A 25,553-nucleotide genomic window follows, 5' to 3' on the forward strand; every position below is an offset into this window, starting at 1 on the left:
CATGATCAACAAACGCCTGCTTATTAAAAACCTGCTGGCTCACAATAGTGAGAACAGTTTCTACGATAAGAAACGGCAGATCAATCTTGGGGGAAAAGAAGGCAAGGCGAAATTCCTGAAACACATCTGCGCCCTGGCCAATTCAAATCCACAGAACAATTCCTACATGGTAATTGGGGTAGAAGATGAAGATAACAGGATTCAGGGAGTAGATTTCTTTGATGACAGTAAGATCCAGAATTTAATCAATGCTTATCTAAATAATCCTCCTCTGGTCTCTTATGAAAATATCCCTTTTCCACACCTACAGGATGACCTGGTGGTAGGGCTGGTGACTATAAGAACCAATAAGAAAGAATTTTGTTCCCTGCGGAAAAATATATGGAAATATAAAGCGGGAATGGCTTTTTACAGGGAAGGCAGTATAAGTATGCCCGCCGGGCCTGCAGGAATTCCCATAACCGACAACCGGGATATTGTAGCTTCCATTGAATTACATTCACAGAACAACATCGAACTGACCCTGGGAGGGGTTTTCGATTTTTACAGGAAACATGAAGACCTGGATCCAACTTACCGGGTATTCAAGGAATATTTCGTGATTTGCTGGAGCGGTAAAAAAAATTTGGTTAAAGATAAAGTCTTTTACTCCCGTCTGGACATAGAACTAATAAATGAACAGGTAAAGCTTTTTTATTCTGAACTTGATGAAGTAAGCATAACCATCACTGCAAATCATTTTACGATCCTGGAATTCGTAAGACTGGGGCTCAATGAGCAATTTCACTATTATCCTTTGGAAGAAGTAGGAATACATTTTAAGGATAATGCTACCTACGAGATTACCACTAAACTTCTTTTTGAACCTCCGCAGTTTGAAAAAAAGAACCTTTACCACATTTATAACACCAACAATGCTTTGATCAAAAAGCTTAAAAACAGGAGAGTATTGAGCCCCCATGAAGAAAAAGATTTGCAGAACCTGCCGGCCACTTATCTTATTTGTTACTTTAACGGCTTTTTAGACGCCATCGAAAGGATGGAAGACGCCAGGGAAGAATTGAAAAACTATAGTCACAAGGTCTATCAGCAATATAAAGACAGTATAAGGATATTGCGAAAAGTCAAATACAATTAGAAAATGAACCGCACCCTGGTAATAGGAGATATACATGGAGGGCTTAAAGCCCTCGTTCAGCTTTTGGAACGCGCTAAAGTTACTCCCGACGATGAACTGATCTTTCTGGGAGATTATGTAGACGGCTGGAGCGATTCTGCCAATGTGGTAAGTTATCTTATAGAACTAGCCAAACAAAACACTTGTATCTTCCTGCGCGGGAATCACGATGATCTTACCCATAAATGGTTGAAAGACGGTGAACTTAACGACCAATGGCTGCAACATGGAGGCCAAACAAGTATTGATGCCTACAGGAAGTTTTCCAAGGAAGAGAAGGAAAAGCATACCGCGTTTTTTGAAGAAATGGTGAACTATTATATTATCAAGGAGGAAAAATTGTTTGTGCATGCGGGCTTCACCAATCAAAAAGGACCTACCCAGGAATATACCCCAATACCCTTCTATTGGGACCGAACCCTCTGGGAAATGGCATTATGTATCGATCCTGCGCTACAGCCCGGTGATATAGGTTATCCTAAAAGACTTGAACTTTTCAAAGAGATCTTCATTGGTCACACTCCTGTTACACGAGTTGGACGGGATAAACCATTTAAGGCTGCAAATGTTTACAACCTCGATACAGGCGCCGCATTTAAAGGGAAATTATCATTGATGGATGTGAACAGTAAAGAAGTTTATCAAAGTGATGAAGTCTGGACCCTTTACCCTGAGGAGAACGGCAGAAATTAAGAAGATTTTTAATTTTACCCTTTTCAAACTTCTTACCTTTGTAGATTACCATAACAAAAAGTGGTTTGATTCTTGAACTAAAGAATAATATTAATACAGAAGTATGGCCTTAGAGAATATTAGACTTGAAGTAATGAAGACAGTAGAGAAGTCAATTGACGCCTACGTGGATAAATATCTTATTCCTGTAGAAGAAATATGGCAACCTACAGATCTTCTCCCCAATTCTCAGGATGAGGGATTCTTCGAAGAAGTCAGGCAAATTAGAGAGGAAGCAACAGAATTAGGTTACGATTTCTGGGTGGTGCTTGTGGCCGATATGGTTACTGAGGAAGCACTGCCTACCTATGAATCGTGGTTAATGGATATGGAAGGGGTTGAGCAGCACGGCCAGCAAAAAGGATTGCAGAACGGTTGGGCAAAATGGATACGCCACTGGACGGGAGAAGAGAACCGTCATGGGGATACCCTCAATAAATACTTATACCTCTCCGGAAGGGTGAATATGAAAGAGGTCGAAAAAACCACCCAATACCTCATCAACGACGGCTTTGACATTGGTACCGGAAGAGACCCGTACCGTAACTTCGTCTACACTAGTTTTCAGGAACTGGCGACCAATATTTCGCATAAACGTGTTGGGCAATTGGCTAAGAAGAAAGGAAACAAGATGCTTGCAAAGATGTGTAACATCATTGCCGGTGATGAAATGCGTCACCACCTTGCTTACAGGGAATTCGTGAAGACCATTTTTGAATATGATCCAAGTGAAATGATGCTTGCTTTTGAGGACATGATGAAGAAAAAGATCGTGATGCCTGCACAGTTCATCAGGGAATCAGGTCAGGGAATTGGGGAAGCTTTCGAAAATTTCTCCAATGCCGCGCAACGTCTTGGAGTATATACCACGCAGGATTATATTGAAATCCTTCAGAAGCTAAATGAATACTGGGAAATCGATAAGATGACCTCTTTAACTGATCAAGCTGAAAAAGCACGCGACTACTTAATGAAACTTCCGGACAGGATGACAAGGATCGCCGAAAGGATCAAAGTGCCGCAAGACCCGCATCAATTTGCCTGGGTGGCACCTAACGGAACACTATAATATTTGAAAACCCGCTAAAAAGCGGGTTTTTTGTTACTCTTTATTTTTATCCCCATTTTAATTTATCCTTCTAGGGGTTGGGCTTTTTGAACTCACCTGCCAACGTTCTCCATACACAGATTCATATTCTACAACAAATTCAAGACTGTCATTGTAAATAAGCCCGTGAAGCTTTTCAAGGCCCGACCTGCTGGTATTGGGCTCGAGAACTACCAGGTCAATCCCTTCTTTTTCAGAAATCAAATTCCCTTTCCTAATGTTAGTGATATTAAAGTATGCAGTGTCCCCGCTAACCAGGTTTTCTTCAAGATACATTCCCAAATCAAGATCATAGGTTTTTCCTTTTATTACTATGTTCCTGGAGGTAATTAAAGCCGGTCCAATTCCTTTGTTCTTTAACACCAGCTTGTAATTTGGTGAGAGGACGGAATGGTTCTGAAACTCCAGATAAGGAAAAACAGACATATACTGCTGCTTCCTGACAAGGTTCGTTTGATAGACAAAAACCAAAAGGGTTCCAATACTGATTAAAACTGCAGTTATACTTAAGAGTTTCTGATTTTCCCAAAATGAAGTTTTTTCCCGCCGCCTTACCTTGTTCCTAGCCATTTTTTAGGATTTATGTTTCACCTCTTCTGCATGTTCATATGAAAAAACAAGTAAAAATATGCCTGTGGAACTTTTTTTAACTATCTAAATTTAAGCTATTTATAAACACGAAAAACAAAAAAATCAAAGTTCTTCTTACCTGAATTCCTCTAATTTCAAATTTAAGTTTTTTATATCAGGAAGAATTATTCCCACTTTAGCCGTAATGCCTGTTTCTCACTAATAACTGCTGTACCCAGTTTTCCACCTTCTCTGTTCAGAACCCTTTGAAGCCATAAGACATCCCTTTCATTAGCCTGGCGCAACCTGAACTTTTTGATCTGCATTGGTACCATTTTCAACTTTACCACCCGGCCGGTAGCCATATCAATTTCGGGGAAATACATCAGACTAAGGTAGGGGCGATATTCCTCATGGCCACTAATGCCTTCATAGTCATTCATGAAATCCCCGGCGCCGTATATGATCAGTTTTTCTTTGTAAACTTCAATTCCTATGGGATGATGAGAAGAATGACCAAATACCAGGTCAACACCGGCTTCATCTATAAGTTTATGGGCAAAGACCTTATGCCTTTCGGGAATTTCATACCCCCAGTTACCGCCCCAGTGTATTGAAAAAATGACCAGGTCCCCCTCCTTTTTTACCGCATCTATACTATGAGTGATCTCCCGGACCTCTTTTTTACCGAGCCCGGTTAAAAGATTTACTCCTGAAATATCTTTTCCGGCTTCCCAGGACCTGGGAATACCGCTGGTTCGGGCTCCATAGGAAAAGACAAGTATTCTACCTGCTTCCGTGGTAATTACGGCTGGTTTTATGGCAGCCTGGGTATCCTTTCCCGCTCCCGAGTATTGTATTCCTGCTTTTTTCAGTGTTTTTAAGGTCTCTTTCAATCCTTCCCTGCTCCAGTCCATCACATGATTGTTCGCAAGACTTACATGATCTATCCTTGCAGCAGTCAAAACTTGTACATTTTTTGGATGCATCCGGTATTGGATACCTTTTCCCGGCCAGGGTTCGTTATGTGTGGTAACGCTGGTTTCCAGGTTGATCAGCTTCAGGTGGGGCTCCTCCAGTTTCCAAATCTTAAGCGCATCGCCCCAGATGTAGCTGTAGCTTACCGGAACTTCAATTCTTCCATTCTCTTTTTCCGCTAGTTGAAGATATCCGCGGGCATCCTTTACATAAGATTCATAAATAACGGGATCTACAGAAACAGGCAATGCCTGATCGATCCCACGTCCTGTCATTACATCCCCGCCAAGAAATAATTTGATCCTTTGTTCTTCCATGGGTTTATCCTTTCCCTGTGCACCTGCATTGAACCAAAAACCAATGAATATAGCCAGCAAAATAATTATTCTCCATTTCGGCATGCCACTCGTTTTAGACCACCATATAAGTTATAAAAAATTTACAAGTGATTTAATCCTTCTTCTCAGATTAGAGGAAGTTTTATTCCTAATTTTACTGCTTCTAAAAAGCTGAATTAATGATCCAGGCCCGGAGTCCTTTATTGATCATCATGGCCTTTTTTGCCATTTATGTGATCTGGGGTTCAACTTATGTACTGAATAAAATCGCGGTAACCGAATTGCCTCCGTTTATGCTGGCAGCTATCAGGTTTAGTACCGCCGGCATCCTGATCTTTATTATCGCTAAGTTTTCAGGTAAAAGCCTTCGCATTACCCGAAAACAATTTATAAATACGGTCATCGCCGGATTCCTGTTCCTTAGTTTCGGAAACGGGGTGGTAGTTTGGGCCCTTAGGTTTGTAGACAGCGGATTCGCTGCCCTGGTGATTTCTGCGCAACCTTTGATGGTACTGCTTTTAATGCTTATCCTGGATGGTAAAAGGATCCAACCCATGTCAATGGTAGGAGTTTTTCTGGGCCTGTTGGGAATATACTTATTGGTTAGTCAGAAGCAGGTGACTTCCCAGGAGAATTCACTTTTAGGTATCTCCATGATATTCGCATGTCTTATAAGCTGGTCCTACGGAAGTCTTTTTGTAAGTAAGGCCAATTTACCCACCAATCATTTTGTCAATACCGGTTATCAAATGTTTACTGCCGGAATTCTCCTGATGCTGGCGAGTTACCTTTTTCAGGAAGAGTGGAGCTATCCCACCACCTGGAGCACACCCACCCAATTTTCAATGCTGCTCCTCATTTTCTTCGGAAGTATTGTGGCCTTCACAGCCTTCAACTACCTTTTAAAGGTAGTCTCACCAGAAAAGGTAGCTACCTCAACTTATGTCAATCCCATTATTGCAATGATCCTTGGATGGTATTTCCTGAATGAGCAAATCACTGCCCAGTCTGGTATGGCGGCAGCTGTTCTGCTCACCGGTGTTTACTTCATCAACACAAAGAAAAAGCTGGTGATGTTTTCAAGGTTTACCAGTAAACTTCCCGAGAAAATTAATAAGGAATAAGAGTTTCTAATATCAATCCTATTTAAAAATATGGATAGAGGTAGCTTTCTCAATGCACAAATTTTATTTAATGGAATCTTTTTTAACCACTATTTCCAGCACATTTGCATTGACCACATTTAAGATGGGAGTCCTGTCGTAGTAGGTATAAAACCTGTCGATAAGGCTGTCTTCTGTATAATGAACGGCTACATTTGTCCTTACCTGGGCCGGTTGCCCGTTATAGATCATTTCATTTGAAAAATAAGAGATCACGATCACTCCTGTAAGACCCGAGTAATTCAGTTTTTGATTCGCTTTTATGGGAATATGGACACGATCTGTGAATTTCATGGTGTCAATCCCGGTAGACTCTTTCCAGTTCTTCCACCAGTTTATCACTTCTTTTTTGCCTTTCAGGATGGTTCTGGTTTCTGCATCTCCGTCGGGAAAATAATATTCCACATTATCTGCCAATAATTCCCCCCAGGAGTCAAAATCAAGACTTGACATACGATCTAATGCTTCATCATTCAGATCTGAGAATTTATCTGAAGCGACCTGGTAATTAGATTGATCTCCAGATGTACCGGTATCCTCTGCTTCTTTTTCACGGTCCTTACATGAAAACAGGACCAGGAACAAGGCTGCAAAAAACAATATGTTCTTTTTCATGGTTCTTCAATTTTAGTTAATCATTTATCGACCGGAACACTATTAAAGATACTGCTTAAATTTCTAAAAGTAAAATTAAGTTACTGACAATCAATTTTTTAAAAAAATTATTCTCACAAACCTAATTCTCGATTTTAACTTTTGTTACCTACTGTCATAATCTATTAGATTTGTATTTTCACAGCCGGCTTCAACCTCAATTTTATAATCGTGTACGCTGAGATCTTAAACCATATATCAAACGACATCGACCTGACTTCATCAGAAAAAGAGGAGTTCACAGGATTATTATCTGTTGAAAGAATTCCAAAAGGTATGTATTTAGTGAAACCGGGAGATATTGTCACTTCTGAATATTATGTGGTAAAGGGATGTCTTAGGGCATTTTACCTGGACGAAGCCGGGCAGGAACACATCATTCAATTTGCAATTGAAGACTGGTGGATAAGTGATTTTGAAGCATTTTTCAGCGAAAGTGTGGCTGAACTTCATGTTGAAGCTATTGAAGATTCTGTATTGTTGGGTTTGGATAAAACCGCACTGGAAGCACTGTATCAAAGGATTCCAAAGTTCGAACGCTTTTTCAGAATTAAAACCACCGGGGCTTTTGTCGCCCTTAGGTCCAGGGTACTTTCTTCTCTGCAGAAAACAGGAAAACAGCGATACCTTGAATTTTGCGCAACATACCCTAAAATTGAAAAAAGGATCGCTAATTATCATATAGCAAACTACCTGGGATTGAAACCTGAAAGTTTGAGCAGAATTCGGAAAGAAATACCATAGTTTAACCCTTTTTAACCCTTTTACTTAACATAGATCAAGGAAACTTAGCAGGCTTCTTCCTTAAGTTTGCCATGTTAAATCTTGAGGTGACAGTTAGAAGATTAATACTAATAAAAAGGAAAAAATGAGCAATAAGCAAGCATTATTAAAACCATATAAGAAAGGAAATTTAATCCTGTCCAACCGTGTAGCCATGGCCCCTATGACTCGTAGCAGGGCGAATAACCCAGAGAATAAAGCTACGGGGGAACTACAGGGAGAATATTACCAACAAAGAGCCAGCGCAGGCCTGATCATTACAGAAGGATCTCAGATCTCCAGGCAAGCCGTAGGTTATATCAATACCCCCGGAATTTATTCAAAAGAACAGGTTCAAGGATGGAAAGAGGTTACCCAAAAAGTACATGAGGCCAATGGAAAAATTTTCATTCAATTATGGCATGTTGGCAGAATGTCTCACCCAGATTTTCACAACGGGGAATTACCGGTGGCGCCTTCTGCTATAAATCCCAATGAAAAGTCTTATACCCCTGAAGGTTTTAAAGATACGGTAACCCCAAGGGAAATGAGCCTGAAAGAGATCAAACAAACGATTGAAGATTATAAAAACGCTGCCAAAAATTCTATGGAAGCAGGTTTTGACGGAGTGGAGATTCATTCATCCAATGGATATCTTTTACATCAATTCTTCAATGGCACCTCCAATCACCGAACCGATGAATATGGCGGAAGCATCGAAAACCGGGCTAAGATACTTTTTGAAATAATAGATGCCATTAAAGAGGTTATGCCCGAGCAGAAAATAGGACTTCGCCTGAATCCTTCCTTAAACGGTATTTTCGGAATGACCATGGACGAAGAAACTATCCCTACTTTTGATTATATCATCAAAAAACTGAACGGGTATGATCTGGCCTATCTGCATCTTTCAGAGCCATTCAATGACGTTTCAGATATTCCTTATGCCGAAACCGAAATCGCAAAAAGATACAGACCCATCTACAACGGCACCTTGATAATTAATGCCGGATTTGATCAGGAAACTGGAAATAAGGTTCTGGAAGAAGGAAATGCTGACCTTGTAGCCTTTGGAAAACCTTTTATTTCCAATCCAGACCTGGTAGTACGTTTTGAACAAGATGTTCCTTTAACTAAGTGGGATCAGGACACATTTTACACTCCCGGAAAAGAAGGATATCTTGATTATGAAATCAAAACTGAAAGATCTGAAGTTCTTCAGAGTTAATTTTCACAAACAACCTTGAAAGTCCATCACCCTACTGGTGGGCTTTTTTTATAAAAAAACCCGCTTCTCCTGAAGCGGGTTTTTCATTTTCTATATTAACTACTCAATATTACAAATCAAACTTGATCCCCTGTGCCAAGGGCAACTCGGTTGTATAGTTTATAGTATTTGTTTGTCGGCGCATATAGATCTTCCAGGCATCAGAACCTGATTCTCTACCGCCACCGGTCTCTTTTTCGCCTCCAAAGGCTCCGCCTATCTCAGCTCCTGAAGTTCCTATATTCACATTGGCGATCCCACAATCAGACCCTTCTACAGAAAGGAATCTCTCTGCTTCCCGCAGGTTGTTCGTCATAATGGCCGAAGAAAGCCCTTGCACTACTCCGTTCTGAAGTTCAAGAGCATCCATTACGTCCCCGGAATATTTCATGACGTAAAGTACAGGTGCAAAAGTCTCGTGCTGTACGATCTCGTAATGATTTTTCGCTTCAGCAATGGCCGGCTTCACATAACAGCCGCTTTCATAACCTTCGCCTTCAAGTACCCCGCCTTCCACCAGGATATTACCGCCTTCTTCCACTACCTTAGTAAGCGCGTTCTGGTAATTCTTTACGGCATCTTTGTCAATAAGTGGCCCTACATGATTATTTTCATCAAGAGGATTCCCAATCCTTAATTGCTTATAGGCATCAACGATGGCATCTCTCACCTGATCGTATATAGATTCGTGAATAATCAGTCTCCTGGTCGAGGTACAACGCTGTCCGCAGGTTCCCACAGCACCAAAAACTGCCCCTATAACTGTATTTTTAATATCTGCATCTGGAGTTACGATGATCGCATTGTTCCCACCAAGTTCCAACAAAGATTTTCCAAGTCGTGCCGCCACAGCCTGGGCAACTATTTTACCCATTTTGATAGATCCCGTGGCAGAGATCAAAGGTACCCGTTTGTCATTGGTGAGCATTTCACCTACTCTGTAATCCCCGGTGATCAAACAGGAAATTCCTTCCGGAAGACCGTTTTCTGAGAATACCCGGGCAGCAATATTCTGGCAGGCAACAGAGGTTAGCGGCGTTTTTTCTGAACCTTTCCACACGGTCACATCTCCGCAAACCCAGGCAAGGGCAGTATTCCATGACCAAACAGCAACAGGAAAGTTAAATGCAGAGATCACTCCCACGATGCCCAGTGGGTGGTACTGTTCGTACATTCTGTGCCCGGGTCGTTCTGAGTGCATGGTGAGACCGTGCAATTGTCTTGAAAGACCTACTGCAAAGTCACAGATATCGATCATTTCCTGCACTTCCCCAAGTCCTTCCTGGTAAGATTTACCCATTTCATAGGAAACCAATTTTCCAAGTGGCTCCTTCAATCTTCTCAACTCATCATTGAACTTTCTAACGATCTCCCCACGTTGTGGTGAAGGCATTGTTCTCCAGGTCTTAAATGCTTTTGAAGCTGTCTCTATTACTTTTTCATAATCTTCTTTTGTGGTGGCCTTTACTTTACCAATAAACGCACCGTCTACCGGAGAATAAGATTCGATCTCTTCTCCCGAAGAAAACCAGTCCTTCCCGGTGGAGGTTCCATTATTTACTTCATTTACGCCCAATTCCTTAAGCGCTTTATCAATTCCGAATTTTTCAGCTACTGAATTCATTTGTTGTTGTTGTTTTAATATGTATTTGTTTGGATGTTTGCGAATATAAAAAATTAAACACGGAAAGCCTTCCGAACCTGGCCTGAATCCCTGTAAGGGTGGAATCCCCTATTTCTTCTCCATCACCGTACCGCATTTATCGCAGGTTCGGAGTTCTTCACTGTTATAAAAATGGTCAAAATGCTTTTGGAAATCATTCTCGATATCATTCAGTGAAAAATAGACCTCATAAAGCTTGTTGTTGCAGTTGTCGCAGAACCACAAGAGCCCATCCTTAGCATCCAGGTCTGTTCTTTTTCGTTCTACCACGATGCCTATTGATCCTGCAGTTCTTTCAGGAGAATGAGGAATTTTTCCCGGGTGAAGGTACATATCCCCCGGCCCCAGTTCCATGGTCTTTTTTTCCCCCTCAACCTGGACATGGATTTTTATGTTCCCCTCCAACTGATAGAATAGTTCTTCGGTCTCATTGTAATGATAATCCTTGCGGTCATTGGGACCCCCTACGACCATAACTATGTAATCTTCGGCTTCAGGATAAAGGCTTTTGTTGCTTACCGGGGGTTTAAGCAGGTCCCGGTTTTGTTCGATCCATTTATTCAGGTTGAACGGTTTTGGTATCGGCATTTTTCAGTTTTTAAAAGCTTAAATTTACGGAATCTTTTTACTTCCCCCACGGTTTCCTTTCTGAAAGAACTTCTGCAGAAAATCTTAACTCATTTTTTTTCCTAACTTTCGAAGCTAAACCCTTAAACCATGAAAAAATTACTATTCCTTATATCCGTTTTTTGCCTTATTGGGTGCAACAACAAACCGGATGAGCAATCCACTGAAACAACTGAAACCTCAACTGTTTCCGAAGAAAAAGATACCATCCCCAACTTTGGGATCGTGATACATGGTGGCGCCGGTACTATTCTCAAGGAGAACATGTCAGATTCCCTTGAACAGGAATATCGTGCAAAAATGGAAGAAGCAATCCGCACCGGGCACCAGATCCTGGCCAACGGGGGCACTGCCCTGGAAGCTGTGCAAAGGACCATAAATATAATGGAAGATTCTCCGCTTTTCAATGCCGGGAAAGGTGCTGTTTTTACTAATGCAGGCACCAATGAACTTGATGCATCAATTATGGATGGAGAAACTCTTAACGCAGGTGCCGTTGCCGGGGTAACTACTATCAAAAACCCAATAAATCTTGCCTACGAGGTGATGGTGAATTCTGAACACGTGATGTTGGGAGGTAAAGGCGCTGAGGAATTTGGACAACAACAAGGAATAGAAACAGTAGATCCACAGTATTTCTTTACAGAGAACCGGTACAAAAGCCTGCAACGCATCAGGGATAAAGAAAAAACTGAATTGGATCATGACGGAAAAACCGCTTTTGCAGACCCCTTTATCAAGGACTCAAAATTTGGTACTGTAGGATGTGCCGCACTTGATAAAAACGGAAACCTTGCCGCTGGAACTTCAACAGGCGGAATGACCAACAAAAGATGGGGCCGAATTGGTGATGCTCCTATCATTGGCGCGGGCACCTATGCCAATAATGCGACCTGCGCGGTCTCCAGTACCGGTTGGGGGGAATTCTTTATCCGCGGAATGGTGGCGCATGATATTTCAGCTTTAATGGAATACAAAGGCCTTAGCCTGCAAGAGGCAGCAAGAGTGGTCATTCAGGAAAAGATCCCGGCGCTTGGCGGAGACGGTGGAATTGTAGCGATAGACCACGAAGGAAATGTCGCGATGGAATTTAATACTGCGGGGATGTACCGTGCAAAAATGAATAAAAACGGAGAACTTGAAATAGGGATCTACGGAGAGTAAACTCTTAATTCCACTTTATAAATGATCTTCAAAAAACAGCTTTTTCGGAAGCTGTTTTTTTGTTGCATAAAATTTAAGTTTGGAAGGTTCGGTTACATCCGAACTAATTATGTAAATTTGCAGTTCAATTTTTCAGAAGAATGAAGGAAGAAGAACTGAATAAAGAGAAAAACCGGTTAACGGAACAGTTGGGGGTGATCATGGAAAAGAAATACAAACTGGCGCCAATAGCTGCCCGTATTCTTTCCACTTTAATACTTAGCGGAAAGCAGGGTCTAACCTTTGATGAGCTGGTACAGCAATTGAATGCAAGCAAAAGCACCGTTTCGACCAACCTGGAAATTCTTCAAAACCACCGACGGATAGAATATTTCACAAAACCCGGGGATCGAAAAAGGTATTTTACCCTCAATGCGAATTTCACGCTTGAAGTCTTTGATGAAATGATCAATTCCTGGGAAGCAGAAAAGAATGTTCACAAGGAGATCCTTCAGTATAAAGAAAAAAGAAACTCGTATAACGAGGATCATGACCTGCCGCTCTTTGATCTCGAATTCCAAAAGAATTTACTTGTTTTCCTGGAGGAGACAACGGCAGGCATTAAAAAACTAAAATCGAACTTTATCAATAAAAAAGGCTTATAAGCCACGAGACCGTATGAAAAAGATCAGTTTCATAACTATTGTACTGGGAATTCTCCTTTTGGTTTCCTGCAAAAATGAAGAGCAACAGGCCCAGCAACAGGGTGCAATGCCCCTTCCCGTAGTTGAAGTACCGGTGAGAACTGTAACAGGATTCACTTCTTACCCGGTGAGCATTGAAGGGACTGTCAACAGTGCAGTAAGGGCAAAGGTTCCCGGCTACATTACCGATGTACTTGTTGATGCCGGGGAAAAGGTAAGTAAGGGCCAGGTACTGTTTAAACTGGAAACCGAGGCCTTGTCTCAGGATGCGGGGGCAGCCCGTGCAAACGTCAGTGCTGCACAGGTTGAAGTAGATAAACTAAAACCCCTGGTGGAAAAAGGGATCATAAGCAATGTACAGCTGGAGACGGCAAAGGCGAGGCTGGAGCAGGCTAAAGCCAATTACAATAGCGTTGCTGCCAGTATTGGTTATGCCCAGATCAAAAGTCCGGTGGATGGTTACGTAAGTTCCATTAATTACAGGGAAGGAGCATTGGTAAGTCCGGGGGATCCTAACCCCCTGACCAGAGTATCAGATATCGAGGAAGTATATGCTTTTTTCTCTATGAATGAGAGGGAATATCTCAATTTCGTTCAGAATACCCCGGGGTCGAACCTGGTAGAAAAAATAGAGAACTTTCCGCCGGTCTCCCTGGAACTGGTGAATGGACAGATCTATGATCATGAAGGAAAAATGGAAACGGTTACGGGACAGATCGACCCCTCCACGGGTACGGTAACTTTCCGCGCAATCTTCCCAAACCCCAACGAGATCCTTACCAGTGGGAACAGCGGAAAAATACTAATCCCCCGAACCTATGAGAACGTACCGGTGGTACCGGAATCTGCATCTTACGAGCAGCAGGGAAGAGTTTACGTTTATAGGGTACAGGGAGATTCAATGGCAGTATCTACGATCATTGAAGTACGGGACAGGGTTGAAGGCGTTATTGTGGTTGGCGCAGGAGTTGCAGAGGGTGACTGGATCGTGGCGCAGGGTGTTGGAAAATTACGCAATAATACTCCTATAACTCCGCAACCCATTCCTTTTGACAGTATTGCCGGTTCCTTAAAACCAATTTTTAAATAAGTCCAGAAGATGCTGAAAGTTTTTATAGAGAGGCCGGTATTATCTACAGTGGTTTCCATAGTAATTGTAATGTTGGGGATTCTCGCCATCACCACCCTCCCGGTGACACAGTATCCTGATATCGCTCCGCCTACGGTGCAGGTATCGGCAAATTATCCCGGAGCCAATGCGGCGACAGTACTCGAAAGTGTGATCATTCCTATTGAAGAACAGATCAACGGAGTGGAGGGAATGGATTATATTACCTCTACCGCCAGTAACAACGGGAGCGCCAGCATCCAGGTATTCTTCAAACAGGGAATTGATCCCGATATAGCTTCGGTGAACGTGCAGAACAGGGTAGCCCGGGCCACACCCCTGTTGCCCAGGGAAGTTACCCAGAGCGGGGTCACCACGCAAAAGCAGCAAACCAGTGCATTGATGTTCTTTACCGTACTCTCTGAAAATGATGAGTACGACGCAACATTTATTCAGAACTACCTCAACATCAACGTGATCCCGGAACTTAAGAGGGTCAATGGCGTGGGTGATGTGAATGTATTTGGAGCAAAGACCTATGCCATGCGTATCTGGTTAAAGCCTGAAAAACTGGCGGCATATAATCTTATTCCTACAGATATTATAGGTGCTATCAATGAACAAAGTCAGGAAGCTGCCGCAGGATCTTTGGGACAGAATAATGCCGAAGCATTCGAATACGTGATTCGTTACAGCGGGCGCTACAGCAAAGAGTCTGAATACCGGAATATCGTGATCAAAGCCCTGGATAACGGCCGATTTTTAAAATTAGAGGATGTTGCCGAAGTAGAACTTGACGCCCAGGGTTATAATGTTATTTCGTTCACGAACGGAAAACCCGGGGTAAGTATGGGTGTTTATCAAACTCCGGGTTCAAATGCGCAGGAGATCATCGAAGAAGTCCACGAGAAACTAGACCAACTAGAAAGCAATTTCCCCACCGGACTCTCGGTAAGGGTTAATTTTGATACCAACGAATTCCTAAACGCCTCCATCAATAAAGTGGTTATGACCATTTTGGAGGCTTTTCTCCTGGTATTCCTGGTAGTATTCATTTTCCTTCAGGATTTCAAATCAACACTTATCCCTGCTATAGCAGTACCGGTTTCTATCATTGGTACTTTCTTCTTCCTGAATCTCTTCGGCTATTCAATTAATCTCTTAACCCTGTTCGCGTTGGTTCTTGCAATAGGGATCGTAGTAGATGATGCCATTGTGGTAGTGGAGGCAGTTCATGCCAAGCTGGAACAGGGAGCAGAAAGTGCTAAAAAAGCTACCCATGCAGCTATGGAGGAAATAGCCGGGGCAATTGTATCCATTACCCTTGTCATGGGTGCGGTATTCATTCCTGTGACCTTTATCACCGGCCCCACCGGGGTTTTCTACGAACAATTTGGGGTTACCCTTATGGTGGCCATAGCCATCTCAGCAGTGAACGCTTTAACGCTGAGCCCAGCCCTATGCGCGCTGTTCCTGAAACCTCAACATGAAAAAGAAGGAAAACGAAAAGGCTTTTTAAAGAGGTTCTTTGCCGCCTTTAACGTTGCTTTCGATGCCAGCACGAGAAAATATGTGCATTCGGTTTCATACCTGTACAAACACAAATGGATCACCGGGGTGATCATCCTTGCAGCCATAGGTGCGATTTTCTGGGCATCTTCCAATACTCCTACAGGTTTTGTTCCTGATGAGGACCGGGGAATGATCTTCGCCAATATTGAACTGCCGGCCGGCGCTTCTCTGGATAGAACAGTGGAAGTTACTGCGGAACTCAACCGAAGGATCCAAAAGATCCCCGGAATCAACACGGCCTCCCTCGTTAACGGTTTCAGCTTCATGGGAGGTGCAGGAAGTAACTATGGCCTTGGGTTTATTAAACTCGATCCCTGGGATGAACGTACAGAAGAAGGGACTTCTTCCGAAGACATCATTGGGAAGCTCTTCCAGGTAACAGCCGGGATAAGCGATGCAAATATTTTGTTCTTCCAACCACCCAGTGTCCCCGGTTTTGGAGCCTCTTCAGGATTTGAAATGAAGATCCTTGACCGCACCGGCGGAAGTTTTGAAGATCTTGATATGGCCACCCGGGAATATCTTGCAGATCTTTCCCAACAGCCGGAGATCCTGTATGCAAGGAGTTCTTTTAACACTAATTACCCCCAGTATGAGATCGATCTCAATGTTCCAAGAGCCAAAGAAGCAGGGGTGGATATTGGAAGTATTTTCAGTACCCTTCAATCCTATATAGGAAGTGTCTATGCCGCCGATTTTGCCCGGTTTGGAAAACAATACAGGGTCTTCGTTCAGGCCTTACCCGAGGATAGAGCTACAGTAGATGACCTTAATTCTCTTTTTGTGCGCAACGCCCAGGGGGAGATGACACCCATCACTGAATTCGTATCCCTTAGCAGGGTATACGGACCACAGTCGGTTACCAGGTTCAACCTGTTCAACTCGGCCAGTGTGAACGGTGCAGCCGCACCAGGGTATTCTTCGGGAGATGCGATAGCAGCTGTTCAAAAGGTTGGAACAGGATCGTTGCCGCAAGGTTTTGATATTGGATTTTCAGGATTAACAAGAGAAGAGATCTCCGCAGGAAATCAAACTACCTTTATCTTCCTGCTGAGTATTCTGTTCGTGTTCTTTATCCTGGCGGCGCAATATGAAAGTTATTTACTGCCGCTGGCCGTATTGTTCTCACTACCTGTTGGAGTAATGGGTGCGTATGTCACCACCAGCCTTACCGGACTAGAGAATAATATCTATTTCCAGATCGCACTTATCATGCTACTGGGTCTACTGGCCAAAAATGCCATTTTGATCGTCGAATTTGCCATACAGCGGCGTAATGCGGGAATGACCATAGTAGATGCTGCACTTGATGCCGCAAAAGCCCGTTTAAGGCCTATTCTCATGACCTCCTTCGCCTTTATCATTGGATTACTGCCACTGGTGTTCTCAAGCGGAATTGGTGCAGTAGGAAATCGTTCAATTGGTACGGGAGCAGTGGGTGGATTACTCATAGGGACCATTTTAGGAGTTTTCATCATTCCTATCCTGTTCATCCTCTTCCAGTGGTTACACGAAAAATTTGCGGGCAGGCCTGAAGTTTTATCTGAAAGTGAAGAAATTTAATATGAAAAGATCCATTTTATATAAGGTAGTTCTTGTCCCCGCCATTATGGTATCCTTCCAGTCATGTTTTGTGGCCCGGGATTATGAACGTCCTGCAGAGGTCCTTGAAGAAGCAAACTTCAGGACAGATAATTTGCCCCAGGACACCACAACTATGGCCGGGGTATCCTGGAGGGAATTATTCACAGACCCTTACCTGACAGGACATATTGAAGAAGCGCTGCAAAACAATATTGATATACGAATAGCCCTGCAGCAGATAAATGCTGCGCAGGCCTATCTTAGGCAGGGAAAGGCATCTTATTTTCCCTCGGTAAGTGCGGGAGTAGGCGTTGTACACCAGGAACTCGCCGGAAATAACCAATCTCTCTACGGAAGGAGCTCCATTGACCAGTTCGACCTCTCTGCAGACCTGTCCTGGGAAGCAGACATCTGGGGGAAAATAAGGAGCAATGAGTTGGCCATGCAGGCATCATACCTCCAATCTGTAGCTGCCCATAAAGCCGTAAAAACAGAGTTGATCTCCAATATTGCTTCCCTTTACTACCAGTTACTCGCCCTTGATGACCAACTTTCGATTACACGTGAAACCATCGGGAATCGCGAGCGAAGCCTGGAGACCATGAGAGCATTAAAAGACGCCGGCAACGTGACCGAAGTTGGAGTACAACAAACCGAAGCCCAGTTATACCGTGCACAGGCCGTAATGATCGATCTTAAAAATGATATAAGACTTTTGGAAAATACCTTTTCGATCTTACTGGGGGATGCTCCACACAAGATCGAAAGAAGTGATCTTGAGCAACAAATCATTAATACTCCCTTACGAACGGGAGTACCTTTACAGCTTCTGCGAAACCGTCCTGATGTGGTCGCCGCGGAATATAATCTGGTCAATGCTTTTCAACTGACCAATGTGGCCCGCAGTATGTTTTATCCTTCTCTTCGTATCAACGCCACCGCAGGCTTTCAAAGCCTGAACCTTAGCCATCTTCTGGATGCCAATTCTTTCTTTTCAAGCATAGCAGGTTCTTTGACGCAGCCAATCTTTAACCGGCGGCAGATTCGAACCGAATTTGAGGTAGCCGAAGCACGGCAGGAAATTGCTTTCCTGACTTTCAGGGAAACTTTGCTTATCGCCACCCGCGAAGTTTCTGATGCGCTTTATAATTATCAGGCGGCAGAAGAGAAAATGGAAGTAAAATTAAAAGAATCTGAAGCATATGATCTTGCCACCTTCTATTCCGAAGAACTACTCAATAACGGGTTTGCAAATTACCTGGAGGTTCTAACGGCAAGGGAAAATTATCTGAACGCGCAGCTTGAACTGGTGAATATACGCTTCAACGAACTTAACGCAATAGTAAACCTGTACCAGGCGCTGGGGGGCGGCTGGCAATAGAGATTTGCATAACCGGTTAAATGTGGAAAGGCTACCTGACGTATAAGGCAGCCTTTTTCTTTACTTAAGGGATCCGGCTTTTTCTGCCCACCAGGGATGGATCTCCACTTCAAGCCTACCTGCTTTGACCATAGGATCAAGATTAGCCAGGCTATCGGCCATTTTTTGGGTAGGAGTATTATAAACCGCAATTCCCCGTATCTCTCCGTCATCACCGAAGGGTCCGGCGAGACTTAAATAACCTTCCTTTGCCATACGGTTCAAATGTGCGAGGTGCTGTTTTTGAAGTGCAGCGGCTTCAGTGGAATCCTGGCTCCTGTTAGAACCTCTTTTCAGAAAAACCATGTAATATTGCTGCATCAGGTATTTTTGTCCTTCCTCCTCATAGAAGAAAGTTTCATAACCCTTACTCTGCAGATCCTTTGCCTGCTGTTCCACATCGGGGATAGTGTCAGGTTTTTTTGCTTCTACCTGCTCAGGTCCGGGGATTCCTCTGGGGTTATTCTTCTGGTTACACCCTATTAACAATAATAGAGCAAAGAGGGTTAAAATCGTTTTTTTCATAGGTTATAATTTTGCCAGGCCTTATATGGAAACTTACTAAGATAGGAATTATAGTACATTTTGTTCCCGGTTACTTCCTCCCCCAGCCACTCCGGTCTTTCATAGATCTCATCTTCTGAAGTAAGTTCTACTTCAGCCATTACCAGACCAGCATTTTCACCGAAGAATTCATCCACCTCAAAAAGATGATTTCCTACCTTAATTTCATATCGGTCTTTCTCAATAGTTCCCGGCTCACAAATTTTGAGCAGGTCTCCAGCTTCAGCAGCAGAAATCTCCTTTTCCCATTCAAACCTGCTTAGACCGCTGTGGTTGGATATTCCTTTAATGGTCAAAAATCCCTTTTCCCCTCTTAATCGCACCCGCACGGTTCTTTCGGGAGCCGAGTTTAAATATCCCTGTACGATCCTGGTCACTTTCGAGGCATTTTTCTTGAATCCTTCTATTGATGACACCAGGAATTTACGTTCTATTTCCTGCATTGAATTATTTTAATTATTCCCGAACGATCTTTTTGATCTTATGCGATTCGATCCTTTTCTTTTTATAGCCTTTATTGGCAACTTTGATCATTGCCGCGGCAATGGTTTTAGGATGTATACTCCTGTATTTCCTGAACTTTCCTATCAGTAAATGATTCCCTAACTTCATTACTTTCTTCCAGAGTGCTTCGAAAGTACGTTTTTCCTCCCTGTGGCCGCCAATTAATGAAGGCTGAAATATATAAGTTTCGGGGATATCCTGTTCCAGCACCTCCCTTTCCATTTCTCCTTTGATCCTGTTGTAGAAAAATTTGCTTTCAGGATCTGCTCCCAGGGCAGAGATCACCAGGAACTTTTCAATATCATTCTTTTTTGCCAGTCGGGCAGCTGTCACAGGAATTCCATAGTCAACCTTTTTATAGACCTCTTCATTGGGAGTCTTCTTTTTTGTAGTTCCAATACAAACGAAAACCTCGTCTCCCGTAAACATTTCAGCGTATTTCTCCAGTTCAAAAAGGTCAATAAGGTGTTCTTCCAACTTTGGGTGCTGAAATCCTACAGACCGTCTGGAGAATAATTTGATCCTGGAGTATCTGACATCGCGCAGCAACCGGTCAAGCAATATACTTCCCGTTAGGCCGGTCGCACCAAGAATTATGGCTGTCTTCATCTTTTTATAATTGTAATGTTAAATTAATCGTTTTAGAGAAGAAAACAAATGATTTTCCCGTCTGGTTCTTCGGAAGGTCAAAAGGAAGGATTCACTAAATTTGCCAGATGGAAAAGGGGAAACAGCGCAAGATCATACACGTAGACATGGATGCCTTCTATGCCTCTGTAGAGCAGCTGGATAATCCTGAACTGCAGGGAAAAGCCCTTGCTGTGGGCGGAAGTTCTCAAAGGGGTGTTGTGGCGGCAGCCAGTTATGAAGCCCGGAAATTTGGTGTGAAGAGCGCCATGAGCAGTGTTATCGCTAAGCGCAACTGCCCGCACCTCATCTTTGTTAAACCCCGGTTTGACCGGTATAAGGAGCTCTCAAACCGCATAAGAAATATATTTTTTGAATTTACAGATTTGGTTGAACCCTTATCTTTAGATGAGGCCTATCTCGACGTGACCGAAAATAAAAAAGGAAACCCCAGCGCCTCTTTGATCGCCAGGGAGATAAGGCAGAAGATCTTCGAAAAAACCGGTTTAACAGCTTCTGCAGGTATCTCTGTAAACAAATTCATAGCTAAAGTTGCCAGCGATTATAATAAACCCAACGGACAAAAAACCGTAAATCCCGAGGAGGTAGAGAATTTTCTGGAGCAGCTGGAGATCAGGAAATTCCATGGAGTTGGTAAAGTAACCGCCGACAAAATGTATCGCCTGGGTATTTTTACGGGGAAAGACCTGAAAGAAAAGACGCTTGACTTTCTTAACGAACATTTCGGGAAGAGTGGAAAATATTATTATCAGGTGGTACGGGGAGTTCACCACAGCGAGGTAAAACCATCACGCATCAGGAAATCCCTGGGAGCAGAGCGCACTTTTGAAGAGAATATCTCTTCTGAAGTATTCATGCACGACCGGCTTCAAAATATTTCCGAAGAAATAGAAAAAAGGCTCACAAGGAGCAAGGTAGCCGGCAGGACTATAACCCTGAAGATAAAGTACAGTGATTTTACCCTGCAAACGCGCAGTAAGACCCTGCAGTATTATATTTCGTCGCAGGAATTGATCCTGGAAGCAGCAAAGGAACTTCTCTACCAGGAAAAAATGAAGGAATCTGTAAGGCTGTTGGGAATCTCTCTTTCAAACCTCAATACAGATAATGAGGAGGAAAAAGAAGTAAAAAAGGAGGTCGCAGTGCAACTGAAGTTCGATTTCTAGAAAAAGAAAAGCCACCCTAACCGGGTGGCTTATTATAGATAGAAATTAAGTTTTTAGACTATTTCTGAAACCCTTAAAGTGTTTACCATCCCTTTTTCACTAATTGGCATTGCGGCAAGATTGATAATGAAATCCCCCAGTTCTGCATAATTAGATTCATAAGCGATACGGTTCACGTCTTCAATGGTCTCATCTGTACTCACCATTTTATCATAATAGAATGCCCGCACACCCCATAACAGACTCAGTTGGTTCACGATCCTTTTGTTGGAGGTAAATACCAGGATATGGGATTCAGGTCTCCAGGCAGAGATCTGGAAGGCGGTATAACCACTGTTGGTAAGGGTGCAAATAGCCTGTGCTTTGATCTCGTTGGCCATGTGAGCCGCGTGAAAACAAATCGCTTTAGTGATATAGCGTTTGGTCCTTACATGAGGCGGATCATGGGGTACTTTTATAAGTGGAGAATTCTCCACGCTAAAAATTATCTGTGACATTTTTTCGATCACCTGCACTGGATAATTCCCTACCGAGGTTTCTCCACTTAACATTACCGCGTCTGCACCATCCATTACAGAATTGGCCACATCATTCACCTCTGCCCGTGTTGGGGTAAGGCTGGTGATCATGGTTTCCATCATTTGAGTCGCAATAATTACCGGGATTCTTGCTTTTTTGGCCTTTAACACCAGTTGCTTCTGAATAAGAGGCACCTCATGCGCAGGGATCTCAACGCCCAGGTCGCCCCGTGCTACCATCAATCCGTCACAATAAGCTACGATCTTATCTATATTTTCTACGCCTTCAGGCTTTTCGATCTTGGCAATGATGGGGATCTTGTGATCTGTATGTTCTTTGATGAGGTTTTGCAGCTCAATGAGGTCTTCGCTGTGGCGAACAAAAGACAGTGCGATCCAGTCAACTTCCTGACCTACTGCAAAAATGGCATCTTCTACATCTTTTTCGGTAAGGGCGGGTAATGAAATACTCGTATTCGGAAGGTTAACTCCCTTCTTGGATCTAAGGGGTCCTCCCTGAATAACCCTGGTTAAAACCTCATCTTCTCTGTTGGTTTCCACAACTTCAAAAATCAGTTTCCCGTCATCAAGAAGAATTCGTTCCCCTGGATTAACATCCTTTGGGAACTGGTCATAATTCATGAAGACCCTTTTTGCGGTACCTTCAAATTCCTGACCGGTAGCAAAGATAATTTCGTCCCCCGTTGAAACCACTACCTCTTCCTTCATCTTACCCACTCTTAGCTTGGGCCCTTGAAGGTCCCCCAGGATAGCTGCAGAAAAACCTTCTTCCTCATTCAGCTCCCGAATCATCTTGATACGTTCTCTTACATCATCATAGTTAGCATGAGAGAAGTTGATCCTGAAGACATTCACTCCCGCTTTCAACATATTTCTAAGTACATCCTTACTACTGGTGGCGGGGCCGAGAGTGGCTACTATTTTCGTTTTCTTTGTTTTCGGCATCTAGTCAAAAATTAAATTTTCCTTTGATTTTATTTGATGAATATCTATAAAATATGCAGTGGATACCTGCGGGATCTCTTTGATCTTGTCCACAAGTAATTTTTCTGAAACTTCATTTCCTTCTTCTTCTATTTTCAGAAAAAAATCCACCTGCCTGAACTCGGGTAAAAGATGAGTTTTCTTTACGGTCATTTCTGTCTCCCCGAAAAGGGAATTTTCGCCCGGTGTTGTTCTGTACTCTCCTTTGGAAAAATTGCTGACCAGGTAGAAGTTGCAATACTTCTGTTGATCTTCGAAGGTGTATAGGGCAAAAAGCACTCTGGAAGCCCTAATCTGAAAATCAATATCTCTGCGTGATCTGGACAGCCTTAGGTCTAAATGTTTATTTAAAAGGAAAGCCAGCTTGTATTCCTCTACAGAACAATGTATGGCTACAAGCTTGAAAGACTCGTCAATTACCTCATCTAAAACCAGTTTATGGGCCGGCATATCTTATTTTCATCGAAGGTTAAAGGTAAAAATTGTAAAGAAGATAATTAAGCTTTTGGGAATGAATCTTCAGAAGTTTCTACGAAAACGTTGTAGTTTCTGATTATTCTTCTAAACAAGATCGATCCTGTTTTGTAATGCGTAATAAGCCCTTTTTGATGCCTTTTCTTCTGCTTTTTTCTTGGAAGTTGCCCTGGCCTTTGCAACAACCCGGTCTTCAATTCTAAGTTTGACCGCAAAATGTTTCAGCTCATCTATACCGGTATCCTCATAAACCTCAAAACTGAATTCCTTTTTCTCTTTTTGACACCATTCGATCAAAAGCCCTTTATAACTTATCACCTGCCCTTCCAACTGTTCAATGTCTACATAAGGATCAATAACTCTTTCATAAATGAACTTTCTGCAGTAGCGATATCCCCGGTCCAGATAGATCGCCCCTATTAAAGCTTCAAAAAGGTTTCCGTGAATGTTGGTGCCAAATTGATCTGTGGAGATATTAGTCTGTATGTACTTTATAAGATTAAGGTCTTTTCCAAGTTCATTCAGGTGCTTTCTGCTCACGATCTTTGACCGCATTTTGGTAAGATAACCTTCATTGCCCGAGGGAACTTCCCTGAACAGATGAGATGCAATAACCGCACTTAGCATAGCGTCGCCCAGGAACTCCATGCGTTCAAAATTGATGGCATTACCCAGTTCGTCCTTTTTATTAAGGGAGCGGTGGGTGAAAGCCTTCTTGTAATAACCTATATTACGTGGTTTGAACCCCATGATCTTGGTGAGCTCCATAAAAAAATTCCCGCCTCTGAAAGAACGGGAATTTAATATGTTTCTAATAACACTCATGGAAAGATCCTATTCCTCCAAATTCTTGAACAGTACGCAGGCGTTGTGTCCTCCAAATCCAAAGGTGTTGCTCATTGCGACCTTGACATCCCGATTTTGGGCCTTGTTCAGAGTCAGGTTTAATTCTGGGTCAATATTCTCGTCTGGTGTTTCATGGTTGATGGTAGGTGGTACAATTCCATGCTTCATGGCAAGTATTGAGGCAATGGCCTCAATAGCTCCTGCAGCTCCCAGAAGGTGACCTGTCATTGATTTAGTCGAATTGATGTTGATATTTTTCGCATGTTCCCCAAAAACCTTTTTAATAGCCTTCAGTTCGGCTACATCTCCTAACGGGGTAGAAGTACCATGGGTATTGATTGCATCAACATCCTCGGGCTTCATTCCGGCGTTTTTAAGACAATTCTCCATCACGGCAACCACACCTATTCCTTCAGGGTGAGGGGCTGTCATGTGATAAGCGTCTGAAGATAATCCTCCTCCAACAACTTCTGCATAGATCTTGGCACCACGTGCTTTTGCATGTTCATATTCTTCAAGAATAAGGGCTCCTGCTCCTTCTCCCAAAACAAATCCGTCGCGGGTAGCATCGAAAGGCCTTGAAGCGGTTTCGGGGCTCTCATTACGGGTAGAAAGGGCATGCATTGCATTAAAACCTCCCATTCCTGCAGGGGCAACTGCTGCTTCAGATCCTCCCGTCACGATCACGTCACTTAATCCTAAGCGAATGGTGTTAAGGGAATCAATAATAGCATTGGCTGCCGATGCACAGGCGGAAACAGTGGTGTAGTTTGGACCCATGAAACCGTGGCGGATAGAAATATGCCCGGGGGCAATATCAGCGATCATCTTTGGGATAAAAAAAGGATTGAAACGAGGCGTTCCGTCTCCTTTTCCGAAAGCGAGGACCTCATCCTGGAAAGTTTCCAGACCTCCAATCCCTGCTCCCCAGATCACTCCAACCCTAAGTTTATCAACAGAATCAAGATCAATCCCCGAGTCTTTAATAGCTTCATCTGAAGCTACAATGGCATACTGCGCGAATTTATCAAGTTTCCTGGCCTCTTTACGGTCAAAGAAGTCTTCAACCTTAAAGTCTTTGAGTTCACAAGCGAATTTAGTTTTGAACTTTTCAGTATCGAAATAAGTAATAGGTGCAGACCCACTTTTACCGCTTTTTAAGCCTTCCCAATATTCTTCAATATTGTTTCCAATGGGGGTAAGTGCACCTAATCCAGTTACTACAACTCGCTTTAACTCCATAAGGGTCTTTTACTTT

24 protein-coding genes are annotated in these 25,553 nt (G+C 43.0%); 12 read left to right on the forward strand and 12 right to left on the reverse strand.

The window, feature by feature from the left end:
* Position 1: 1 nt before the first annotated feature.
* The 3 genes from ACFSTG_RS05065 (at position 2) to ACFSTG_RS05075 (ending at position 2,978) form a co-directional block, all read left to right on the forward strand.
* The gene (locus ACFSTG_RS05065; RefSeq protein WP_380749101.1) at positions 2–1,138 is read left to right on the forward strand and encodes an ATP-binding protein; all 1,137 of its coding nucleotides are present in this window, start codon (positions 2–4) and stop codon (positions 1,136–1,138) included.
* Between the two features lie 3 nt (positions 1,139–1,141).
* Positions 1,142–1,870, forward strand: coding sequence for a metallophosphoesterase family protein (locus ACFSTG_RS05070; RefSeq protein ID WP_380749103.1), 729 nt, complete (start codon positions 1,142–1,144; stop codon positions 1,868–1,870).
* A 103-nt stretch (positions 1,871–1,973) separates the two neighbouring features.
* Positions 1,974–2,978: an acyl-ACP desaturase gene (locus ACFSTG_RS05075; RefSeq protein WP_380749105.1), complete on the forward strand. Its 1,005-nt coding sequence runs from the start codon at positions 1,974–1,976 to the stop codon at positions 2,976–2,978.
* A 57-nt stretch (positions 2,979–3,035) separates the two neighbouring features.
* Here ACFSTG_RS05075 and ACFSTG_RS05080 read toward each other — a convergent pair whose 3' ends face one another.
* Entirely contained in the window at positions 3,036–3,587 is a 552-nt protein-coding gene (locus ACFSTG_RS05080; protein WP_380749107.1) for a hypothetical protein, read from the reverse strand.
* 185 nt (positions 3,588–3,772) lie between these two features.
* Positions 3,773–4,966 (reverse strand): CapA family protein, encoded by a 1,194-nt coding sequence (locus tag ACFSTG_RS05085; protein ID WP_380749109.1) that lies wholly within the window; start codon positions 4,964–4,966, stop codon positions 3,773–3,775.
* 116 nt (positions 4,967–5,082) lie between these two features.
* Here ACFSTG_RS05085 and ACFSTG_RS05090 point away from each other — a divergent pair, with 116 nt between their 5' ends.
* Positions 5,083–6,027, forward strand: coding sequence for an EamA family transporter (locus tag ACFSTG_RS05090; RefSeq protein ID WP_380749111.1), 945 nt, complete (start codon positions 5,083–5,085; stop codon positions 6,025–6,027).
* A 63-nt stretch (positions 6,028–6,090) separates the two neighbouring features.
* Here the strand turns inward: ACFSTG_RS05090 and ACFSTG_RS05095 are convergent, their stop codons facing one another.
* A complete protein-coding gene (locus ACFSTG_RS05095; protein ID WP_380749113.1) occupies positions 6,091–6,681 on the reverse strand; it encodes a nuclear transport factor 2 family protein in 591 nt (196 codons plus the stop codon).
* A 210-nt stretch (positions 6,682–6,891) separates the two neighbouring features.
* Between ACFSTG_RS05095 and ACFSTG_RS05100 the strand changes: the two genes are divergently transcribed.
* Positions 6,892–7,464, forward strand: coding sequence for a Crp/Fnr family transcriptional regulator (locus ACFSTG_RS05100; protein WP_380749115.1), 573 nt, complete (start codon positions 6,892–6,894; stop codon positions 7,462–7,464).
* A gap of 124 nt (positions 7,465–7,588) precedes the next feature.
* Complete coding sequence (locus tag ACFSTG_RS05105) at positions 7,589–8,710, forward strand: alkene reductase (protein ID WP_380749117.1); 1,122 nt, start codon at positions 7,589–7,591, stop codon at positions 8,708–8,710.
* Between the two features lie 109 nt (positions 8,711–8,819).
* Here the strand turns inward: ACFSTG_RS05105 and amaB are convergent, their stop codons facing one another.
* Both amaB and ACFSTG_RS05115 read right to left on the reverse strand, forming a co-directional pair.
* Positions 8,820–10,373: an L-piperidine-6-carboxylate dehydrogenase gene (amaB, locus tag ACFSTG_RS05110; RefSeq protein ID WP_380749119.1), complete on the reverse strand. Its 1,554-nt coding sequence runs from the start codon at positions 10,371–10,373 to the stop codon at positions 8,820–8,822.
* Between the two features lie 108 nt (positions 10,374–10,481).
* On the reverse strand, positions 10,482–11,000 hold the full coding sequence (locus ACFSTG_RS05115; protein WP_380749121.1) for a 3-hydroxyanthranilate 3,4-dioxygenase: 519 nt from the start codon (positions 10,998–11,000) through the stop codon (positions 10,482–10,484).
* A 129-nt stretch (positions 11,001–11,129) separates the two neighbouring features.
* Between ACFSTG_RS05115 and ACFSTG_RS05120 the strand changes: the two genes are divergently transcribed.
* The 5 genes from ACFSTG_RS05120 (at position 11,130) to ACFSTG_RS05140 (ending at position 18,531) form a co-directional block, all read left to right on the forward strand.
* Positions 11,130–12,203 carry an isoaspartyl peptidase/L-asparaginase family protein gene (locus ACFSTG_RS05120; RefSeq protein WP_380749123.1) on the forward strand — a complete coding sequence of 358 codons (1,074 nt, stop codon included), beginning with the start codon at positions 11,130–11,132 and terminating at the stop codon, positions 12,201–12,203.
* Between the two features lie 140 nt (positions 12,204–12,343).
* A complete protein-coding gene (locus ACFSTG_RS05125) occupies positions 12,344–12,847 on the forward strand; it encodes a GbsR/MarR family transcriptional regulator (protein WP_380749125.1) in 504 nt (167 codons plus the stop codon).
* Between the two features lie 13 nt (positions 12,848–12,860).
* Entirely contained in the window at positions 12,861–13,976 is a 1,116-nt protein-coding gene (locus tag ACFSTG_RS05130) for an efflux RND transporter periplasmic adaptor subunit (RefSeq protein WP_380749127.1), read from the forward strand.
* A gap of 9 nt (positions 13,977–13,985) precedes the next feature.
* Positions 13,986–17,129 (forward strand): efflux RND transporter permease subunit, encoded by a 3,144-nt coding sequence (locus ACFSTG_RS05135; protein WP_380749129.1) that lies wholly within the window; start codon positions 13,986–13,988, stop codon positions 17,127–17,129.
* A gap of 1 nt (position 17,130) precedes the next feature.
* Positions 17,131–18,531: an efflux transporter outer membrane subunit gene (locus tag ACFSTG_RS05140; RefSeq protein ID WP_380749131.1), complete on the forward strand. Its 1,401-nt coding sequence runs from the start codon at positions 17,131–17,133 to the stop codon at positions 18,529–18,531.
* A gap of 60 nt (positions 18,532–18,591) precedes the next feature.
* On the opposite strand, the gene ACFSTG_RS05145 is transcribed toward ACFSTG_RS05140, so the two are convergent.
* The 3 genes from ACFSTG_RS05145 to ACFSTG_RS05155 are packed head-to-tail and all read right to left on the reverse strand — an operon-like array spanning position 18,592 to position 20,247.
* Positions 18,592–19,095, reverse strand: a complete 504-nt coding sequence (locus ACFSTG_RS05145; protein WP_380749133.1) for a YciI family protein — start codon at positions 19,093–19,095, stop codon at positions 18,592–18,594.
* On the reverse strand, positions 19,092–19,577 hold the full coding sequence (locus tag ACFSTG_RS05150; RefSeq protein ID WP_380749135.1) for a CYTH domain-containing protein: 486 nt from the start codon (positions 19,575–19,577) through the stop codon (positions 19,092–19,094). Before ACFSTG_RS05150 ends, ACFSTG_RS05145 begins: the two co-directional genes overlap by 4 nt.
* 13 nt (positions 19,578–19,590) lie before the next feature.
* A complete protein-coding gene (locus ACFSTG_RS05155; RefSeq protein WP_380749138.1) occupies positions 19,591–20,247 on the reverse strand; it encodes an NAD(P)H-binding protein in 657 nt (218 codons plus the stop codon).
* Between the two features lie 107 nt (positions 20,248–20,354).
* Here ACFSTG_RS05155 and dinB point away from each other — a divergent pair, with 107 nt between their 5' ends.
* Positions 20,355–21,452, forward strand: coding sequence for a DNA polymerase IV (gene dinB / locus ACFSTG_RS05160; RefSeq protein WP_380749141.1), 1,098 nt, complete (start codon positions 20,355–20,357; stop codon positions 21,450–21,452).
* 53 nt (positions 21,453–21,505) lie between these two features.
* Here dinB and pyk read toward each other — a convergent pair whose 3' ends face one another.
* The 4 genes from pyk to fabF all read right to left on the reverse strand — a co-directional run bounded on the left by pyk (position 21,506) and on the right by fabF (position 25,537).
* Positions 21,506–22,936: a pyruvate kinase gene (gene pyk / locus ACFSTG_RS05165; RefSeq protein WP_380749144.1), complete on the reverse strand. Its 1,431-nt coding sequence runs from the start codon at positions 22,934–22,936 to the stop codon at positions 21,506–21,508.
* Entirely contained in the window at positions 22,937–23,425 is a 489-nt protein-coding gene (locus ACFSTG_RS05170; RefSeq protein WP_380749147.1) for an IPExxxVDY family protein, read from the reverse strand. It abuts the gene before it with no gap.
* Between the two features lie 111 nt (positions 23,426–23,536).
* Positions 23,537–24,274 (reverse strand): ribonuclease III, encoded by a 738-nt coding sequence (rnc, locus tag ACFSTG_RS05175; RefSeq protein ID WP_380749150.1) that lies wholly within the window; start codon positions 24,272–24,274, stop codon positions 23,537–23,539.
* 9 nt (positions 24,275–24,283) lie between these two features.
* Positions 24,284–25,537, reverse strand: coding sequence for a beta-ketoacyl-ACP synthase II (gene fabF, locus ACFSTG_RS05180; RefSeq protein WP_380749153.1), 1,254 nt, complete (start codon positions 25,535–25,537; stop codon positions 24,284–24,286).
* Between the last annotated feature and the right edge of the window lie 16 nt (positions 25,538–25,553).

It is taken from the genome of Salinimicrobium flavum (assembly GCF_042684505.1).
Classification (GTDB): Bacteria; Bacteroidota; Bacteroidia; order Flavobacteriales; family Flavobacteriaceae; genus Salinimicrobium; species Salinimicrobium flavum.

Bases quoted from the DNA above. Each gene is read 5' to 3' on its own strand.
- ACFSTG_RS05065 (WP_380749101.1), top strand. From the start codon at position 2: ATGATCAACAAACGCCTGCTTATTAAAAACCTGCTGGCTCACAATAGT.
- ACFSTG_RS05070 (WP_380749103.1), top strand. From the start codon at position 1,142: ATGAACCGCACCCTGGTAATAGGAGATATACATGGAGGGCTTAAAGCC.
- ACFSTG_RS05075 (WP_380749105.1), top strand. From the start codon at position 1,974: ATGGCCTTAGAGAATATTAGACTTGAAGTAATGAAGACAGTAGAGAAG.
- ACFSTG_RS05080 (WP_380749107.1), bottom strand. From the start codon at position 3,587: ATGGCTAGGAACAAGGTAAGGCGGCGGGAAAAAACTTCATTTTGGGAA.
- ACFSTG_RS05085 (WP_380749109.1), bottom strand. From the start codon at position 4,966: ATGCCGAAATGGAGAATAATTATTTTGCTGGCTATATTCATTGGTTTT.
- ACFSTG_RS05090 (WP_380749111.1), top strand. From the start codon at position 5,083: ATGATCCAGGCCCGGAGTCCTTTATTGATCATCATGGCCTTTTTTGCC.
- ACFSTG_RS05095 (WP_380749113.1), bottom strand. From the start codon at position 6,681: ATGAAAAAGAACATATTGTTTTTTGCAGCCTTGTTCCTGGTCCTGTTT.
- ACFSTG_RS05105 (WP_380749117.1), top strand. From the start codon at position 7,589: ATGAGCAATAAGCAAGCATTATTAAAACCATATAAGAAAGGAAATTTA.
- amaB (WP_380749119.1), bottom strand. From the start codon at position 10,373: ATGAATTCAGTAGCTGAAAAATTCGGAATTGATAAAGCGCTTAAGGAA.
- ACFSTG_RS05115 (WP_380749121.1), bottom strand. From the start codon at position 11,000: ATGCCGATACCAAAACCGTTCAACCTGAATAAATGGATCGAACAAAAC.
- ACFSTG_RS05120 (WP_380749123.1), top strand. From the start codon at position 11,130: ATGAAAAAATTACTATTCCTTATATCCGTTTTTTGCCTTATTGGGTGC.
- ACFSTG_RS05125 (WP_380749125.1), top strand. From the start codon at position 12,344: ATGAAGGAAGAAGAACTGAATAAAGAGAAAAACCGGTTAACGGAACAG.
- ACFSTG_RS05130 (WP_380749127.1), top strand. From the start codon at position 12,861: ATGAAAAAGATCAGTTTCATAACTATTGTACTGGGAATTCTCCTTTTG.
- ACFSTG_RS05135 (WP_380749129.1), top strand. From the start codon at position 13,986: ATGCTGAAAGTTTTTATAGAGAGGCCGGTATTATCTACAGTGGTTTCC.
- ACFSTG_RS05140 (WP_380749131.1), top strand. From the start codon at position 17,131: ATGAAAAGATCCATTTTATATAAGGTAGTTCTTGTCCCCGCCATTATG.
- ACFSTG_RS05145 (WP_380749133.1), bottom strand. From the start codon at position 19,095: ATGAAAAAAACGATTTTAACCCTCTTTGCTCTATTATTGTTAATAGGG.
- ACFSTG_RS05150 (WP_380749135.1), bottom strand. From the start codon at position 19,577: ATGCAGGAAATAGAACGTAAATTCCTGGTGTCATCAATAGAAGGATTC.
- ACFSTG_RS05155 (WP_380749138.1), bottom strand. From the start codon at position 20,247: ATGAAGACAGCCATAATTCTTGGTGCGACCGGCCTAACGGGAAGTATA.
- dinB (WP_380749141.1), top strand. From the start codon at position 20,355: ATGGAAAAGGGGAAACAGCGCAAGATCATACACGTAGACATGGATGCC.
- pyk (WP_380749144.1), bottom strand. From the start codon at position 22,936: ATGCCGAAAACAAAGAAAACGAAAATAGTAGCCACTCTCGGCCCCGCC.
- ACFSTG_RS05170 (WP_380749147.1), bottom strand. From the start codon at position 23,425: ATGCCGGCCCATAAACTGGTTTTAGATGAGGTAATTGACGAGTCTTTC.
- rnc (WP_380749150.1), bottom strand. From the start codon at position 24,274: ATGAGTGTTATTAGAAACATATTAAATTCCCGTTCTTTCAGAGGCGGG.
- fabF (WP_380749153.1), bottom strand. From the start codon at position 25,537: ATGGAGTTAAAGCGAGTTGTAGTAACTGGATTAGGTGCACTTACCCCC.